Raw genomic sequence first — 14,347 nt, 5'->3', positions numbered from 1 at the left:
AGTTCAGGCGATCAAAGTCACACGGCGCTCTTTTATGATATGATTAAATAAATTCTCATGTGCAGGGATATTAGCTTTCATTCAGAAATACAAATAGTCACCAAGGATTTCCAAGGAATCAAACTGTCGCCCGATCTGGCGCATTATCCAAATGATATGATCCATGTGACATGCGAGAGCTTTCCCACTCATCCAATAGTAGTTAACCGGCAGATGCTGGCATTGGCTAATATGAGTTGGGGTGTTGTGCCGATATTTGTTGACGATCCCAAGCAACGGCAAATACAACGAAGAAACTACGTAAATGCACGCTCCGAGCGTGTCATTGAAGATAAAAGATCCTATTGGTATAAGTTACGCAAGAACCGCTGCCTTATTCCGGCAACCGGTATCTATGAACATCGTAAAGTTCAAGGCTTTAAAAACAAAATCCCATATCATGTCAGCCTCGTTGGTCGTGAACAGTTTTATGTTCCGGCATTGTACCAGGTAAGTCAGGAGGTCGATCATTCTACGGGCGAAATATACAGTTTTGCTTCATTCGCCATGCTCACTCGCGGGGCTAACGAGAAGATGAGCTGGATTCATAACGATGGCGACAACAAACACCGCATGCCTTTATTTCTGACTAAAGAAATGGAACAGGCATGGGTATTGGATGACTTAAGCGATGATGATATTGATGAAATCTTTCACTATAGCATTCCATCGGATCAAATTAAGCACTATCCGGTATTCTCGATTCGGGGAGGTAAAGCACAGCCGGAGGGTAAAGAGCGGGACGCGTTCTACGATTGGGGTGGAAAGTTGCCTGTTTACGACCAGGATGAACCTCCTCAAGTGCAATCCAATTTGTTCTGATCACGTGCAACCCGAAGACTAAGCCCCATATTTTTTAAAATCATTACATAACTTCGACCTATGAACTTTGGGAAAGAAAATATAGATATTTCAAGCTTCGATTATCATTTACCGGCAGATACTAACCTGACCACGGCCACATTAGCAAGCGAAGAGAATGCCAACCCGTTTGTAGCGCATGTTGGGGCACCTAAGTGGGGGTATAAAAATTGGTCAGGAGTCATCTATCCCCATTACACCAAAGACAAGGATTTCCTACAATATTACGTCAGGCACTTTAATGCCATCGAACTCAACGCCACTTTTTATCAGACGATGCCGCCGGAACGAATGGCCGCCTGGAAAGAGTTGGTCAGGGACAGGGCAGATTTTAAATTTTGCCCGAAGTTCCCGCAGAGCATTACCCATATCCGCAGGTTCAAAAATGTAGAACAGCAAACGGACGAATTTTACACGAGCATCGCGGTGTTAAGGGAAAATCTTGGTCCTGTATTTCTTCAAATGGCCGAAGGTACTTCACCAAAAACCTTTTCCGACCTCAAAGCATACTTAGTTACTTTGCCAACCGACGTTCCGCTATTTGTTGAGGTCAGAAATAAAAACTGGATTGATCCCCGGCATAGAGGTGATCTTTTTAGTTTTTTGAAAGAAACAAACATAGGCGCGGTTATCACTGATACCCTGGGTAGAAGGGATTGCCTGCACATGGAATTACCTACGCCACATGCGTTTATCCGTTTTGTCGCCTGTGGTGATGATCGTATAGATTATCTAAGATTGGAAGAGTGGGCCAAACGTCTGAAAATATGGAAGGAAAAGGGACTTCAGTCACTATACTTTTTTATTCATGCCGGTGACGCACCTTCGCTATCCTTGTATCAATTTTTTATAACAACGCTCAATAACCAACTGGGCCTAAATATCAATCTGCCAGGAAACACCCTTGATTAAATAATAATGGAAGAGCAAAACCCAGCATTTAATTTTGATTTGGTTTATGCTGGAAAAGTCGTGAACTGTAAGGTAGTCATGCAGCCACAAGGTTATGAGGTGATTTTCGATGGCCGGTTTATGGCGACGATCGCTCATACGGATGATTGGACGTGGATACAGGAATCCGGGGTTATATTGCCGGACTCAATCATCGAAGAAATCGGCTTGCACGTCGAAAGTGAATACAAATAATTAAAGCAAATTCTTATGCCTGAAATTCCAGATTTGAACGTATTTAGCGCGAACCTGACCAAACGCCTTGTTGGTAAATCGCTTACCGCTATCCATATACTTGTTTCCCGCAAAATCAAAACGACTGAAGCCGATTTTGATGCAGCCCTTACAGGCCAAGTATTAACGGCAGTGAAACGAATCGGCAAACAGCTATTCTTTGAGTTCGGGCAAAATCACCTATTGGGACTACATCTGATGCTTTATGGCTCAATGCACTGGTATGAAGGCAAGAATGAAAACAAGTTTACTATCGTGGAATTGCTGTTTTCTGATGGTACCGGGTTAGCAATAACAGACTGGCAAAAATCAGTAATGTTAACCCTTGATCCGGTTATCTCCCCAGTGCCCGATGCCATGCAAATGCCGGATGGCTATCTGCAATCTGCTTTGAAAAAAGTGCAAAGCCGATCAAAACGGTATTGACCGATGGTAAAACAGTTCAGGGTATAGGTAACGCTTATGTGGATGAAATCCTTTACGCCGCAAAAATATCGCCTTTTTCAAAAGCCAATAAAATTCCTGAGAGCAATATTGAAATCCTTAGTCAGGCAATCAGAGGAGTATTAACAGATGCTGAAAATCACATTCTTTTTCTTTTCCCGGACACCATCACTGAAAAAGAGCGCGATTTTTTACAGGTACACCGCCCGAAACAAACACTTACGCTTAACGGTGAACCTATTCTTAAAGCAGAACTTGATAAACGTAAGACATATTATACTGGAAGTCAGCAATTATTTGAGTAAAACGCGGTCAATACGATATACCTCAAACTAAGGCTTTTTAAGCATATCAGTTTCTTAACATAATACATAGTTGACGCCATCTCTTTGAGTGGTAAACGACCGTTTTATGGTAAGGGATGAATTGTCAAAACAACCTTAGAGTTTGTTTTGATTTTACTGCGCAGATAGACTGCGCATCTATTTACGTAATTTGTTCTATAATTTCAATCACCATGGAACAAGTTCAGTTAACCGTGCCTGACGGCATTTTTAAAGGTAAATTACATGCTGCGATTTGGCAGCTTCAAAATAAAAGTGATTTCGATAAGCAATTGATCGACGATTTGCTGCTAATCCTGAAAATGGATCTCAGACAGATTAGCGAAGAAATGCTCAGGGAAAATTATAAACCCGAAACGGTAGAGCGCTTTACTAAAATCGACATCATACCAATTACTAATAATAAAGAATTACTTGCCAGAGTACTGGATATACAAATAGTACTTAATCGCACACTGATTGGCAAACATCTCAAAAATGTCGCTGGCTACTATTATGATATTTTTTCGATCAAAGAAGATTTCGAGTATTTGGTTAGATACCTGGCAGTTATCAAACAAGCAAAGGCAATATTTAGTGGGCAGTTAACCGATATTTTTGACCGCCTTAAACCTATCCTTGTGAGCAAACCTTCTCCTTATTGGCTTTCCCGGATTTGTTTTGAGTTAACAATTGTTTTTGGCAAGGAAGAAAGCCAGAATCTGCTTAAAAATCTGTTAGAGAAACGTAAAGCTGAATATTTGTCAAAAAGGGAATATCAATCTGCAATTTGGTGTGTAGATGGGTTACAGGGCATAGGCGTGTTTAATGAGCAAGAACGCCATGTTCAAGCTGCACTTGTTTTGGAGCAGGAAGCTGATCAGATTGTTGCCGAACGTCAGCCCAATACATATTATCCAACACTTTCAAATAAATTGTCTGCTGCGCTGAATTTGGTTTTCGATGTTCAGGAAGGCCAGGAAGTAAAAAAACGTTTAATCGCGAAATTGGAAGCTGCACGATTGGATGACATCAAAATGGTAGCGGTTGGTGGTGCTAAAATAAGCCCGGAAATTGATTACGACAAACTTCTTGAAACCGTTAACCAGATGAATATTAATAGTTTTCAAGATGGTTGGCGAACGTTGTTAGGCATACCTGTTTTAACAGAAAGTCTTTTTAATCCTTCTGGCGCAAAGCCGGAACCCACATTTTTCGATCAATTTTTTGATACTTATATCCGATTGTCCACTAAAGGCAAGCCAATCGGTACAACTAAGGGCGACGCTGCTAAAATGAATGAAGCACGGTTAAATGCCAGAGAAATATTGATTATCCTCTTGAAAATGATCAAAAATAAGATGGATATTTTTGGTATCCCACCGGAAGAATTTATGCTACAGAATCTGGTGGATATAAAAAGTTCCTTTATACCCAATAGCCGGCTTAGGATTTATGCACGTGGTTTGGCTGCAGGTTTTGAAAACGATTTTTTATTGTCGGCTCACTTATTAGTTCCTCAGCTTGAGAATAGCTTTCGGCATGTGGCTGAGCTAAAAAAATATCGGTAACGAACTACAACCAAGACGAAGAGTTTGAAAACACATTTGGCGGGGTACTGCAAAAGTTAACCGGCGTATTTGGCGAGGAGGTTATAGTGGAGTTACAAAGTTTTTTCCTTGATAGCTCCAATGTTAATTTTAGAAATGAATTGATGCATGGCTTCATGGATGAACGCCGTATCGAGCATTATGCCATCTATGCGTGGTGGTTGACTTTAAAATTTGTCTATCAAACCGAAGGGTATTTTAAAGAGGAATAATCAGTGAATTGAGACAATTGTTTTTACAACTGGTCAAACCTTTGCTATCGCTTGCGCTGGAAGAAAGGTTGGCCAGTTATACAAAGACGTACTAATCATTAGCAAAATTTTACATTTACGGCTGTAGTTCGGTTGCCAATATTGAAGCCTTGTAACACGCTTTTTAAAATGATGTGCGGATTCTTTTGAATATATGCCGCCAAACGATCCAATCTATCTGCATTGGGCACCTGGTTAATTACCTCAAATTTGTTTTTTGATGAACGGGTTACGGTAATGCTGAAATCAAACGATTTTGGTTCATCCTCTCCATCATTAATGACAGTTGCTTTGATCTTTTTCCCTTTATCTACTTCAATGATAGTTGTACTTTCTACCCGTATTTCTCTACCCACAAAGCCAGCAGCATATTTTAACCGCTCCGCAATCGGCTGATGATTGAGATGTTCATCAGCCAGCCAAAATAATTCATTAAAAAATTCCCGAATCAGCTTGTAAAACGGCTGTAAGAACTCGATGTTTTTGATACGCAAAACGTAGTAACGTTTAACCTCATCAACGGTCTCTGTCCATAAAGCAGCTTCGTCAAATTCCTGCTCCCAGTCAAGCATATGATTAGAGTCTTTAACGAATTTAGACAATTCGGTACCTTCAATATCCGGAAACTCGCCATTGTTGTGCATGATCTTATTTCTCAAAAGCCTTAAAGGTTGTAGTTTTTCTATGTAAGGTTTAATAGTCGTTACGTTCAGTCCGATCACTTTTTCAAGATACTTTACGATTCCATCCAGGTAGTTCTTTTGTACCAGATCTTCTACCGTCAAAATATGATTCCCTAACAGCCTCAATAACTCCGCAAATCTCCTGAACTGCCCCTCCAGTATAGAATACAGCATAGCAGTGGCAGATTTGTTATAATGGTCGATCATTTCTCGATGATTTCTATCGACAAATTCTTCAGCTGATTGCTCTTCTCCTTCAATATAGGCGAAATTGGCTTTGTGCGCTGCCCAAGCGTTCTTTTCGCTATCATCACCCGAGATTTCTTCATATGCTTCCTTGTAAACTTCATTAGCTGCTTTCCATTGCACTCTAAAAGTATTTTTAATCTTTTCTTTCTCACTTAGATATGACTGGCCATAAAGCGTCATTGTTGCTTCCACATTCCTTTCAAACGTATCAATCATGTCTTCGAGGTGGATCAATAAAGCATCAAAATCAGATTGAGGTTTTCCGTATAGGTATCGTAATGTTAATTCAAAATCCATGAGGTGTGCGATGATAGTTTACGAAGTTCGGTAGAATTCTTAATGTAGATAACGCAAATTTTAAGATTTAGCATTACCTAAAATCTTCGCGCATGCACCTGCTTCGAATTAAGGAAGACGAGAAAAGTGTTAGAGTGAAAAATAAATAAGGAAAAATAGAGCCAAGAAAATGTAATTAATTCACAACCGACTATCGGTTTTCAACGACACAATTAAAAATCCATTAATTCTTTAAGAGGTATGCCAAGTCCCTTAGCCAACTCACTCAAGCTGATAAAAGTCATATTGAACTCGCCCTTCTCATATTTTTTGATCGTAGAAAACTCCAATTCGCACTGCTGTGCAACCTTGCGATAAGACAACTTTTTCTTTTTGCGCAGCGAAGCAACATGCTTTCCAAAGCTTGTAAGAAGTAATTTATGTGCTTCGCTCTCCACTTAAAAAATTAAGAAAAGCGAAAATTGACTTTTTACTGCTTAAAAGTGTTGTAATATATTACAACACTTTTAATAATTTTGTAGGTATATTTAGAGACCAATTGATTAAACCCGGTATTCTAAAAACAACTGAATGCCATTCATTTAGCAAGGAATGAGGACTAAGGACGACAAAAAATTGCCGCCGACAATTGCCACAAAAACTGGCAATAAAAATCGTAGACAGCTATATTTTGGTATAGCTTTATTGTTATTATGGGGGCTAATATATATGGTTATTCATTTAGGTTGGATTAAAACCTAAATAGTGAAATTGAGTAATTCCTTCGGATCTACTTCAAGAGCCTTAGCAAGAAGTATTATTCGTGACAATTGCAAATCATACAATCCTCGTTCCCATTGAGAAATTTGGGAACCGTCTGCAAAACCACATTTGATGCCAAGAGTGTCCTGAGTTAATTTCTTCTTTTTCCGGACTGAAGCAAGGTTTTTTGCAAACTCTTTTTTTATGTTTTCGATGTCTAAATCCATCACCAATAATATGATGGGAAGTTCAGAAGTTTATTTCAATTAAAATTGGAGGTATAACTCCACTTTTAATTGAAATTATTATATTTGTTTTGCAATTCTTCTCGTAATAATTGAAGCAATTGCTTTTGTCTCGGAACAGAAACCCGCGAAATTTCTACCCGCGAGACGTAAGTGATAGCCCATACCATAGGTATATGCCATAGGTGTGGGCTCGCTTATCGTGGGTGGGTCCTTCGCGGGTACCTTGTTTCGGTAAGTTGAGTCCGCCCTATGGCATTTACATTCGACAAAACATTAACTGTTTAGTATGGGAGCAATAAATTTCGATAACAGTCCTTCCTTAGAAACACCTTTTAAAGATGTATTGGCTAATTTTTTTGTAGTCAATACTCCTGAAACCATGAAGGTGTTCGCCTGGAAAATCTTTCAATGCTGGACATTAAAAGATTGCAACCAGAAAGCGGAAATCTCCGACGAAAAGCTTGCCCTGTTCTTAGATCAGTTAATTGGCCTGGTGGCTGCTGCGTACAACGTTCACCAGGCTAACAATGCAGCCGAAACTAAGGAAGGGTTAACTAATCCCACGTAAAGCACAATCCGAACCTGGACGCTAATTATATATGAGTGGATAGTCAAGGCAGTTATGGTACTCAACGATGAAGAATTAAAGGTTTTAGTCATCGCGATAAAAAATGGCGACGAAATTGCCTTTGAAAAATTTTACGATATACATAGCCGCAATCTTTACAGCAGAATTCTGCGCATCATTAAGGATGAAGAAATCGTTCAGGAGATTCTTCAAGATGTTTTCCTAAAAATCTGGACAAAACGCGATACACTCGACCCCGAGAAACCAATAAAAGCCTATCTTTTTAAAATCGCCGAAAACTTAGTATATAAACATTTTAGAAAAATTGCTCAGGATCAAAGACTTATTGAGCAGTTAATAGAGAATAATATCGACTACGTATTACCAGTAGAAGATAAAATAATCGAAAGCGAAACCAAAATACTCATCAATAAAGCGATAGAAAGCTTGCCCCCTCAACGCAAGATTGTTTTCACCTTATGTCGCTTAGAAGAAAAGAGCTACAAAGAAGTAAGTGAACTGCTCGGGATCTCCGTTTATACCATCAACGACCACCTGGTAAAAGCCAACAAATCAATAAAGCAGTATTTTCTTGCCAATCAACATTTGGCTCTCCTGGTAATAATCCCTAAAATTTTCAACCATCTAAAATAATTTTTAATTCACAGCAGTGAGAATTAATTCAATTCGGATAATAGCATTAAACGACATTGAATAAAGTGGATTTAAAAGCCCTCCTTGATAAATATTTAAACGATCAATGCACCGCAGTTGAAGCAGCATTATTATTTAGTGAAATTCAAAAGCCCGAGAACGAATTATTAATAAGAAATTTCATAGCGGATGAATTAAAGGGTGATTCGGCTGCGGCTGACCGCCTATTTGTAAATGAGAAAGCTATCGAAACTGTAAAAATGTCGCTTTTGGCCTCGGTTAAAGATGTCAGCGGGAAGAGCAATAAGAACAATGATTTCAGTACCAGGTTTATTAAAATCTTTTTATCTGCGGCGGCAGTATTTATTTTGATGGCCAGCGCTACGATTTATCTCATTTACCGCTCTGAACTCACAGTAAATAAAACGATCAGAGCAGATTTCAAAATGCTGGCGACAAATATTGGTGAGAAAAAAGAATACAACTTTACGATGGAACTACGATATGGCTTTGTCCATCCAGCAAACTTAAATACCGGGATCAGTTAATAGGTAAATTTCGTGAGGTTAGTTTGGATGGCGAAGCTTTTTTCAGGTTGCAAAAGATAAGGCACATCCATTTATCATACATAGCGGAAACATGAAAACGGAGGTAGTTGGCACTTCCTTCGATATTACCTCTTATAGTAATCTCAAGATATTTTCAGTTTCTGTAGTTACCGGCATAGTGAAGGTAAGTTCCAATCAACCTCAATCTGCTCTTACTAAAAATGTTATCCTAAAACCTGGGCAAAAAGTCCTCTTTAACCGAAGCGATTTAGAGCTAACTGTTAGTCTCGTCTAAAGTCCAGTCTGTTTTAAATAGAAAATCAGGTATACTATCATATAATGGCACACCTATTCAAGAGGTCATAACAGATTTACGACGATATTATGACGCGTCGATCAAACTTGGCGACAATACTTCAAGTTGCCTGTGTTTCGGAGACTTCGATACATCACAACCATTATCCGTCATTCTCAAGCAAATTTCCGTTTCTATCAATGGAAATGTCATTGAAGAGAACGGGGGATTTGTCATTAATGGTGGTTGTAAAGAGCCTTAAATAAAACGAAACCATAAGCTGCAATAGCCAGCACAGTACCACTTTTCCAGTCAAGAATTTAAAAACTAAAAAGAAATGAAAATTTACTTCATGGGAAAGCTATTGCCTTTCCATCCCTATGTGAGGCGGCCTCCGGCAGCCCTAAATCAAGTTCCCTATGCAATTTTCAAAACACTATTTAAACGCAACTTTAAAATGCCTATTAGACCTTTTTTACAATTAGCTTTTAAACGAATATGTCTTATTGCTCTATGTCTATTCGTTTTAATCCCTCTGACTCAGACTAACAAAGCTTTTGGTCAGGATCTCAGTAAATTAATTTCGGTTGATGTAACCGATAAACCACTCAAGGATGTTTTAACGATAATCGGAAAGAAAGCCAAAGTGGGTATTATTTATAGTAATGTAAGTGGAAACCTAAATGCGAAGTTAAGCCTGCATGAAACAAATCAACCATTAAAAAAAGTACTTACCGACTTACTTGTTCCACTTGATTTAGACTTCGACATAATTGGAAATCGAATTGTGATTAAGTCGAAAATTATAAATACTGAAAAACGTGATCTGTCTTCACAAAATTCTTCGCCAACAGATGGCCGGAACTTAAAACTTGTTCATGGCACTATAATAAGCGCAGAAACAAAGCTCCCACTGAACGGGGCATCCATTTATCTCGACAATAAGATAATCGCTCAAACAGATCCGTCAGGTGTATTTTACTTTCGTACCAGTGATACCACCGGAACTTTTCGAATTGTATTTATTGGCTACGCTTCACAAGAAATAAGTTTTGATCAACGGAAAACAGGGCCTTTCAATATTACTTTAATTCCTGATCAAACCTCCCTTAACGAGGTGGTTATTTCAACTGGCTATCAAAATATCCCAAAAGAAAGATCATCCGGATCATACGATCTAATTGATAACAAATTATTAAATAGAAACCCTGGCGATAATATTCTCAACCGCCTCTCTGGTATTGCAAGTGGCCTGCGTTTTAATGGTGAAGCTAATACCAATATCGCCACAGGTTCGGACTCCAGGTTTCTCGGCATTAATATTCGGGGAGTTAGTACACTCTCTGGTAATGTTAGTAGAGATCCACTCATCGTAGTAGATAACTTTCCTTATGAAGGAAATTTAAGTAATATCAACCCCAACGATGTAGAAAATATAACGATCCTTAAAGATGCCGCAGCAGCAAGCATTTGGGGCGCGAGATCAGGTAATGGCGTAATTGTAATTACTACTAAAAAGGGCCGTAAAAATCAGAAGATGTCAGTTGAGGTGAATGGAACACTGACATTTCAGAATAAACCAAATTTATACTACGATAGGAATTTTCTGCCATCATCGGATTATATAGCCTTGGAAACTGATCTTTTTAAGCAAGGCTATTTTAATACCGCCATAAATGATGTTTCTTATTGGACTCCCGTTTCTCCTGTAGTTGATTTACTCGCCGCAAGCCAGGCCGGCACCATTTCACAAGCAGATGCAGCAGCAAGGATTAATTCTTTAATGAATCAGGATGTTAGAAGGGATTACGAAAAATACATCTATCGAAAATCGGTTAATCAGCAATATTCCATTGGAATGCGAGGAGGCAGTGAGCAGAATGCATATACAATGTCTTTGGGCTATGTAAATAATCAAAACCCGTTGATCAGAAATGGATTTAACAGGTTGACGGTAAATGCACAGAACGTTTATACCCCAATTACAAATTTATCGATTACGACTGGTCTAAATTATAGCAGAAATGTCACTGCTCTAAACAATGCGCTAAATTATGGTACTGGAATCTCCGTCGGAGGCAATATTGCGGGAATATATCCTTATGCTCAATTTGCCGACAACGATGGAAATCACTTGGCCATTACGAAAGATTATCGGGCAAGCTATGCAACTAAAGCAACGTCCAGCGGTTTGCTTAATTGGCTTTATAAACCCCTTGATGAGTTAGGCTTCGGTGATAACACCACGACAGTAAATGATCTGGTACTCAATATAGCTGCTACCTACCGCTTTTTGAAGCATTGGAATATCAACCTCCAGTACCAAAATGAAAATCAACAAGTTGGTGGAAGGAATTATCAAAACAAGGATACATATGCCGCACGTACCTTGATCAATCAATTTACAAAATTGAATCCCGGCGCTTCACCAACATATCAGGTACCCGTTGGCGGTATATTGAATCTCTCCAATAATCAATTAATAGCCAATAATGGGCGTGCTCAACTAAACTATGATCAAACTTTTGATAATAAACATGAAATTACTGGTTTAGCCGGTGCAGAGATAAAACAGCTCCAAAATATTGGATATAATAGAAATTTACTGGGTTACGACGACGAATTTGGTACAGCTGTTCAAAATCTCAATTATAGCGACTATGTGCTGATCAATCCATCTGGTTACGGTGTTATACCATCTCCTGGCGGGAACATTTATGGCTCAACAAATCGGTATTTGTCCTATTTTGCAAACCTCGCATATACCTATGATAGTAAATACACGCTGACCGCAAGTGGTCGTAAAGATGGCTCAAACATCTTCGGGGTTAAAACAAATGACCGGGTGACGCCCTTGTGGTCAATAGGTGCAACTTATGATATCGCAAGAGAAAAGTTCTACAAAATAGATTGGTTGCCAAGCTTGCGTTTAAGAGCGAGTTATGGTTTTAACGGCAATGTTTACAATGGCTCAGCTTATGTTACAGGTAGGTACGGGGCAAGCCAAATTACGGGTGCAACAGCGATCTTAAACCTTACAGCACCGAACCCTGAATTACGATGGGAAAAAGTGAAGAATATAAATTGGGGCATTGATTTTGGGACAATCAATAACCGCGTTACAGGAACAATTGAATATTATATCAAAGATGGCAAAGACCTGATAGAAAGAATTCCGCTTTTTAGTTCAAGTGGCTTTTTAGCTTTTAACGGCAATGCGGCGTCAACAACAACAAAAGGGTTTGATATTACGCTAAACAGTAAAAATATTACTGGCAAGTTTCAGTGGATTACCAGTCTCTTATTTAGCACCTTAAAAGATAAGGTAGTCAGCTATGACCAATCGTTAACCAATACCTCTATTCAATCTGTATCCGGCATGCCCGTTGTTGGCCGGTCTATCTATGGACTATACAGCTACAAGTGGGCCGGACTCGATCCGACAAATGGCGATCCGCAAGGCTATTTAAATGGTAAGATTAGTAAAGACTATACAACTATCATTAATAACTTCAATTCCGATAGTTTAAAATACAATGGATCATTACGCCCAACTGTATATGGCTCTATTAGAAATGAATTTTCATACGGTCCATTATCCTTATCTGCGAACATCGGTTTTGAATTTGGCTATTTCTTTCGAAGACCTTCAACAAGCATCAATGCTGCAGATATCATCTCGGCAACCGGTTCTCAAAATATTGATTATCAACAACGATGGAAAAAGCCCGGAGACGAAGCCTTAACAAACGTACCATCAGTAATATATCCGTCAAATAACAATAGAAATACATTTTATAGATACAGCAGTGTATTGGTGGATAAAGCAGATAATATTCGACTGCTGGATGTTCGGTTTGCCTATGTATTAGATAAGAATACCTTAAAAACATTACCATTTAAAAAATAGAGGTGTTCGCTTATGCAAGCAATCTTGGAATTATTTGGCGTGCAAATAAATATGGCATAGATCCCGATATCTCTGCTTTAGGATTCAATTCAATTCCTACACCATTTACTATGGCCATAGGATTCAATGCAAATTTTTAATCTTTTTTAAAATGACAATCTTATATACCTCAAAATATAAGCGGATACTTTTCAGTATATGCGTACTATCCCTTATTATAAATGCTTGTAAAAAGCAAGATGACTGGTTAAATGTAAAAAGCATAAAGTCTGATGTAACCCCAAAAACGATGGCAGACTTCCAAGCTATACTTGATAATGCTACCCAATTTAATACTTATGGTTCTATAATTGGCCTGATGGGTACTGATAACTTATATGTGCCTGATGTGAACCTGGATGCGGAACCTCAGTTGGAAAGAAATACATATTTATGGGCCAAAGATATTTATCAGGGAGCCACAGCGTATGATTGGTATTACTTATATCAATCTGTCGAATATGCAAACGTAGTATTGGATGGGCTCTCCAAACTTAAAAACCTCGACGGCAACCAGGTACAGGCAGACAATATCAAAGGACAGGCGCTGTTTTTTAGGTCTTTTGCATTTTACCAGCTATCTCAACTTTACTGCAAACCATACAATAAAGCAACAGCCACAGTTGACGCGGGCATTCCTGTTAGATTAACATTAGACGTAAATGTCAAAGTATCTCGTGGCAATGTTCAGCAATGCTACGACCAAATGATCGGTGATCTAAAACTCGCTATATCATTGTTGGCTACCTCACCGCTATATAAAACACGGCCAGCCAAACCAGTTGCCAACGGATTATTGGCAAAAGTTTATTTATCGATGGGCGATTATCTGAACGCGTTCAATTACGCTGATGCTGCCCTGAAACTCAATGGTGATTTATTAGATTTCAACACGCTTAGCCAAACGTCAACTGCACCATTCCCAACGTTTGCTCAAGGTAATGGGGAAATAGGCTTTTATGCTTATTGCTATGGCACCTCGATGACGGTCAATGCAAGTTATGCTTTAGGTAAAATTGATCCTAACTTTTATAACACCTACGACGATTCAGACTTACGAAGAGGCTTGTTTTTTACAACTGATGGAAAAGGCTTTTACAGACCCAAAGCCGGTTTCGCTGCGAGAGCAAACAACTTCTGCGGTATCGCTAACGATGAAATTTATCTGATCAGGTCCGAATCGGCTGCACGAACTGCCAATACTGTTTCTGCACTCGCTGATTTGAACCTGTTACTTCAAAAAAGGATTACTACAGCTGCATTTAAACCATTTACAGATACTGATCCCGAGGCATTACTTTCCAAAATTCTTTCTGAACGACAGAAAAGAATTACCTCTTACAGGTAATATCCGATGGGAAGACCTAAGACGGTTAAATCAAGATCCCCGTTTTGCAAAAAC

16 protein-coding genes and 1 pseudogene are annotated in these 14,347 nt (G+C 38.9%); 14 read left to right on the top strand and 3 right to left on the bottom strand.

Going from position 1 to position 14,347, the window contains the following annotated elements; all coding sequences use genetic code 11:
• The first annotated feature begins 165 nt into the window (after nt 1–165).
• From ACRQ5D_RS31410 to ACRQ5D_RS31380, 7 genes are all read left to right on the top strand, one after another.
• Entirely contained in the window at nt 166–861 is a 696-nt protein-coding gene (locus ACRQ5D_RS31410; RefSeq protein ID WP_432327732.1) for an SOS response-associated peptidase, read from the top strand.
• A 60-nt stretch (nt 862–921) separates the two neighbouring features.
• On the top strand, nt 922–1,812 hold the full coding sequence (locus ACRQ5D_RS31405; protein WP_091207616.1) for a DUF72 domain-containing protein: 891 nt from the start codon (nt 922–924) through the stop codon (nt 1,810–1,812).
• A gap of 6 nt (nt 1,813–1,818) precedes the next feature.
• Nucleotides 1,819–2,046, top strand: a complete 228-nt coding sequence (locus tag ACRQ5D_RS31400) for a hypothetical protein (protein WP_091207613.1) — start codon at nt 1,819–1,821, stop codon at nt 2,044–2,046.
• Between the two features lie 15 nt (nt 2,047–2,061).
• Entirely contained in the window at nt 2,062–2,511 is a 450-nt protein-coding gene (locus ACRQ5D_RS31395) for a DNA-formamidopyrimidine glycosylase family protein (protein ID WP_432327730.1), read from the top strand.
• Nucleotides 2,508–2,834: a hypothetical protein gene (locus tag ACRQ5D_RS31390; protein WP_432327728.1), complete on the top strand. Its 327-nt coding sequence runs from the start codon at nt 2,508–2,510 to the stop codon at nt 2,832–2,834. The genes ACRQ5D_RS31395 and ACRQ5D_RS31390 overlap by 4 nt, the downstream gene beginning before the upstream one ends.
• A 212-nt stretch (nt 2,835–3,046) precedes the next feature.
• Complete coding sequence (locus ACRQ5D_RS31385) at nt 3,047–4,423, top strand: hypothetical protein (RefSeq protein WP_432327726.1); 1,377 nt, start codon at nt 3,047–3,049, stop codon at nt 4,421–4,423.
• A complete protein-coding gene (locus tag ACRQ5D_RS31380; RefSeq protein WP_432329925.1) occupies nt 4,414–4,674 on the top strand; it encodes a DUF4209 domain-containing protein in 261 nt (86 codons plus the stop codon). Before ACRQ5D_RS31385 ends, ACRQ5D_RS31380 begins: the two co-directional genes overlap by 10 nt.
• Before the next feature lie 98 nt (nt 4,675–4,772).
• On the opposite strand, the gene ACRQ5D_RS31375 is transcribed toward ACRQ5D_RS31380, so the two are convergent.
• The 3 genes from ACRQ5D_RS31375 to ACRQ5D_RS31365 all read right to left on the bottom strand — a co-directional run bounded on the left by ACRQ5D_RS31375 (nt 4,773) and on the right by ACRQ5D_RS31365 (nt 6,910).
• A complete protein-coding gene (locus ACRQ5D_RS31375; RefSeq protein WP_143065071.1) occupies nt 4,773–5,942 on the bottom strand; it encodes a hypothetical protein in 1,170 nt (389 codons plus the stop codon).
• Between the two features lie 212 nt (nt 5,943–6,154).
• Complete coding sequence (locus ACRQ5D_RS31370) at nt 6,155–6,379, bottom strand: helix-turn-helix domain-containing protein (protein ID WP_091207602.1); 225 nt, start codon at nt 6,377–6,379, stop codon at nt 6,155–6,157.
• 300 nt (nt 6,380–6,679) lie between these two features.
• Nucleotides 6,680–6,910, bottom strand: a complete 231-nt coding sequence (locus tag ACRQ5D_RS31365; protein ID WP_091207600.1) for a helix-turn-helix domain-containing protein — start codon at nt 6,908–6,910, stop codon at nt 6,680–6,682.
• 307 nt (nt 6,911–7,217) lie between these two features.
• Between ACRQ5D_RS31365 and ACRQ5D_RS31360 the strand changes: the two genes are divergently transcribed.
• The 7 genes and pseudogenes from ACRQ5D_RS31360 (at nt 7,218) to ACRQ5D_RS31330 (ending at nt 14,293) form a co-directional block, all read left to right on the top strand.
• Complete coding sequence (locus ACRQ5D_RS31360; RefSeq protein WP_091207597.1) at nt 7,218–7,499, top strand: hypothetical protein; 282 nt, start codon at nt 7,218–7,220, stop codon at nt 7,497–7,499.
• A 54-nt stretch (nt 7,500–7,553) separates the two neighbouring features.
• Nucleotides 7,554–8,153, top strand: a complete 600-nt coding sequence (locus tag ACRQ5D_RS31355) for an RNA polymerase sigma factor (protein WP_091207595.1) — start codon at nt 7,554–7,556, stop codon at nt 8,151–8,153.
• 56 nt (nt 8,154–8,209) lie between these two features.
• Nucleotides 8,210–8,701 carry a hypothetical protein gene (locus ACRQ5D_RS31350; protein ID WP_432327723.1) on the top strand — a complete coding sequence of 164 codons (492 nt, stop codon included), beginning with the start codon at nt 8,210–8,212 and terminating at the stop codon, nt 8,699–8,701.
• Nucleotides 8,702–8,750: 49 nt separating this feature from the next.
• Nucleotides 8,751–8,996, top strand: a pseudogene (locus ACRQ5D_RS31345) (FecR family protein); the annotation flags it as partial.
• Nucleotides 8,980–9,258 (top strand): DUF4974 domain-containing protein, encoded by a 279-nt coding sequence (locus ACRQ5D_RS31340; RefSeq protein WP_432329924.1) that lies wholly within the window; start codon nt 8,980–8,982, stop codon nt 9,256–9,258. The pseudogene ACRQ5D_RS31345 and the gene ACRQ5D_RS31340, both read left to right, overlap by 17 nt.
• Before the next feature lie 75 nt (nt 9,259–9,333).
• Nucleotides 9,334–12,906, top strand: coding sequence for a SusC/RagA family TonB-linked outer membrane protein (locus ACRQ5D_RS31335; protein WP_432327721.1), 3,573 nt, complete (start codon nt 9,334–9,336; stop codon nt 12,904–12,906).
• A 151-nt stretch (nt 12,907–13,057) separates the two neighbouring features.
• Complete coding sequence (locus ACRQ5D_RS31330; protein WP_432327719.1) at nt 13,058–14,293, top strand: RagB/SusD family nutrient uptake outer membrane protein; 1,236 nt, start codon at nt 13,058–13,060, stop codon at nt 14,291–14,293.
• The last annotated feature ends 54 nt before the right edge of the window (nt 14,294–14,347 follow it).

The sequence above is a fragment of the Mucilaginibacter sp. P25 genome, from assembly GCF_050859465.1.
Taxonomy (GTDB): Bacteria; Bacteroidota; Bacteroidia; order Sphingobacteriales; family Sphingobacteriaceae; genus Mucilaginibacter; species Mucilaginibacter gossypii.
This window is presented reverse-complemented; position numbering and strand designations above follow the sequence as displayed.

What these genes read in the sequence shown, in the direction of transcription:
- ACRQ5D_RS31405 (WP_091207616.1), top strand. Translation starts at nt 922, where the DNA reads ATGAACTTTGGGAAAGAAAATATAGATATTTCAAGCTTCGATTATCAT.
- ACRQ5D_RS31400 (WP_091207613.1), top strand. Translation starts at nt 1,819, where the DNA reads ATGGAAGAGCAAAACCCAGCATTTAATTTTGATTTGGTTTATGCTGGA.
- ACRQ5D_RS31395 (WP_432327730.1), top strand. Translation starts at nt 2,062, where the DNA reads ATGCCTGAAATTCCAGATTTGAACGTATTTAGCGCGAACCTGACCAAA.
- ACRQ5D_RS31385 (WP_432327726.1), top strand. Translation starts at nt 3,047, where the DNA reads ATGGAACAAGTTCAGTTAACCGTGCCTGACGGCATTTTTAAAGGTAAA.
- ACRQ5D_RS31375 (WP_143065071.1), bottom strand. Translation starts at nt 5,942, where the DNA reads ATGGATTTTGAATTAACATTACGATACCTATACGGAAAACCTCAATCT.
- ACRQ5D_RS31365 (WP_091207600.1), bottom strand. Translation starts at nt 6,910, where the DNA reads ATGGATTTAGACATCGAAAACATAAAAAAAGAGTTTGCAAAAAACCTT.
- ACRQ5D_RS31360 (WP_091207597.1), top strand. Translation starts at nt 7,218, where the DNA reads ATGGGAGCAATAAATTTCGATAACAGTCCTTCCTTAGAAACACCTTTT.
- ACRQ5D_RS31355 (WP_091207595.1), top strand. Translation starts at nt 7,554, where the DNA reads ATGGTACTCAACGATGAAGAATTAAAGGTTTTAGTCATCGCGATAAAA.
- ACRQ5D_RS31335 (WP_432327721.1), top strand. Translation starts at nt 9,334, where the DNA reads ATGAAAATTTACTTCATGGGAAAGCTATTGCCTTTCCATCCCTATGTG.
- ACRQ5D_RS31330 (WP_432327719.1), top strand. Translation starts at nt 13,058, where the DNA reads ATGACAATCTTATATACCTCAAAATATAAGCGGATACTTTTCAGTATA.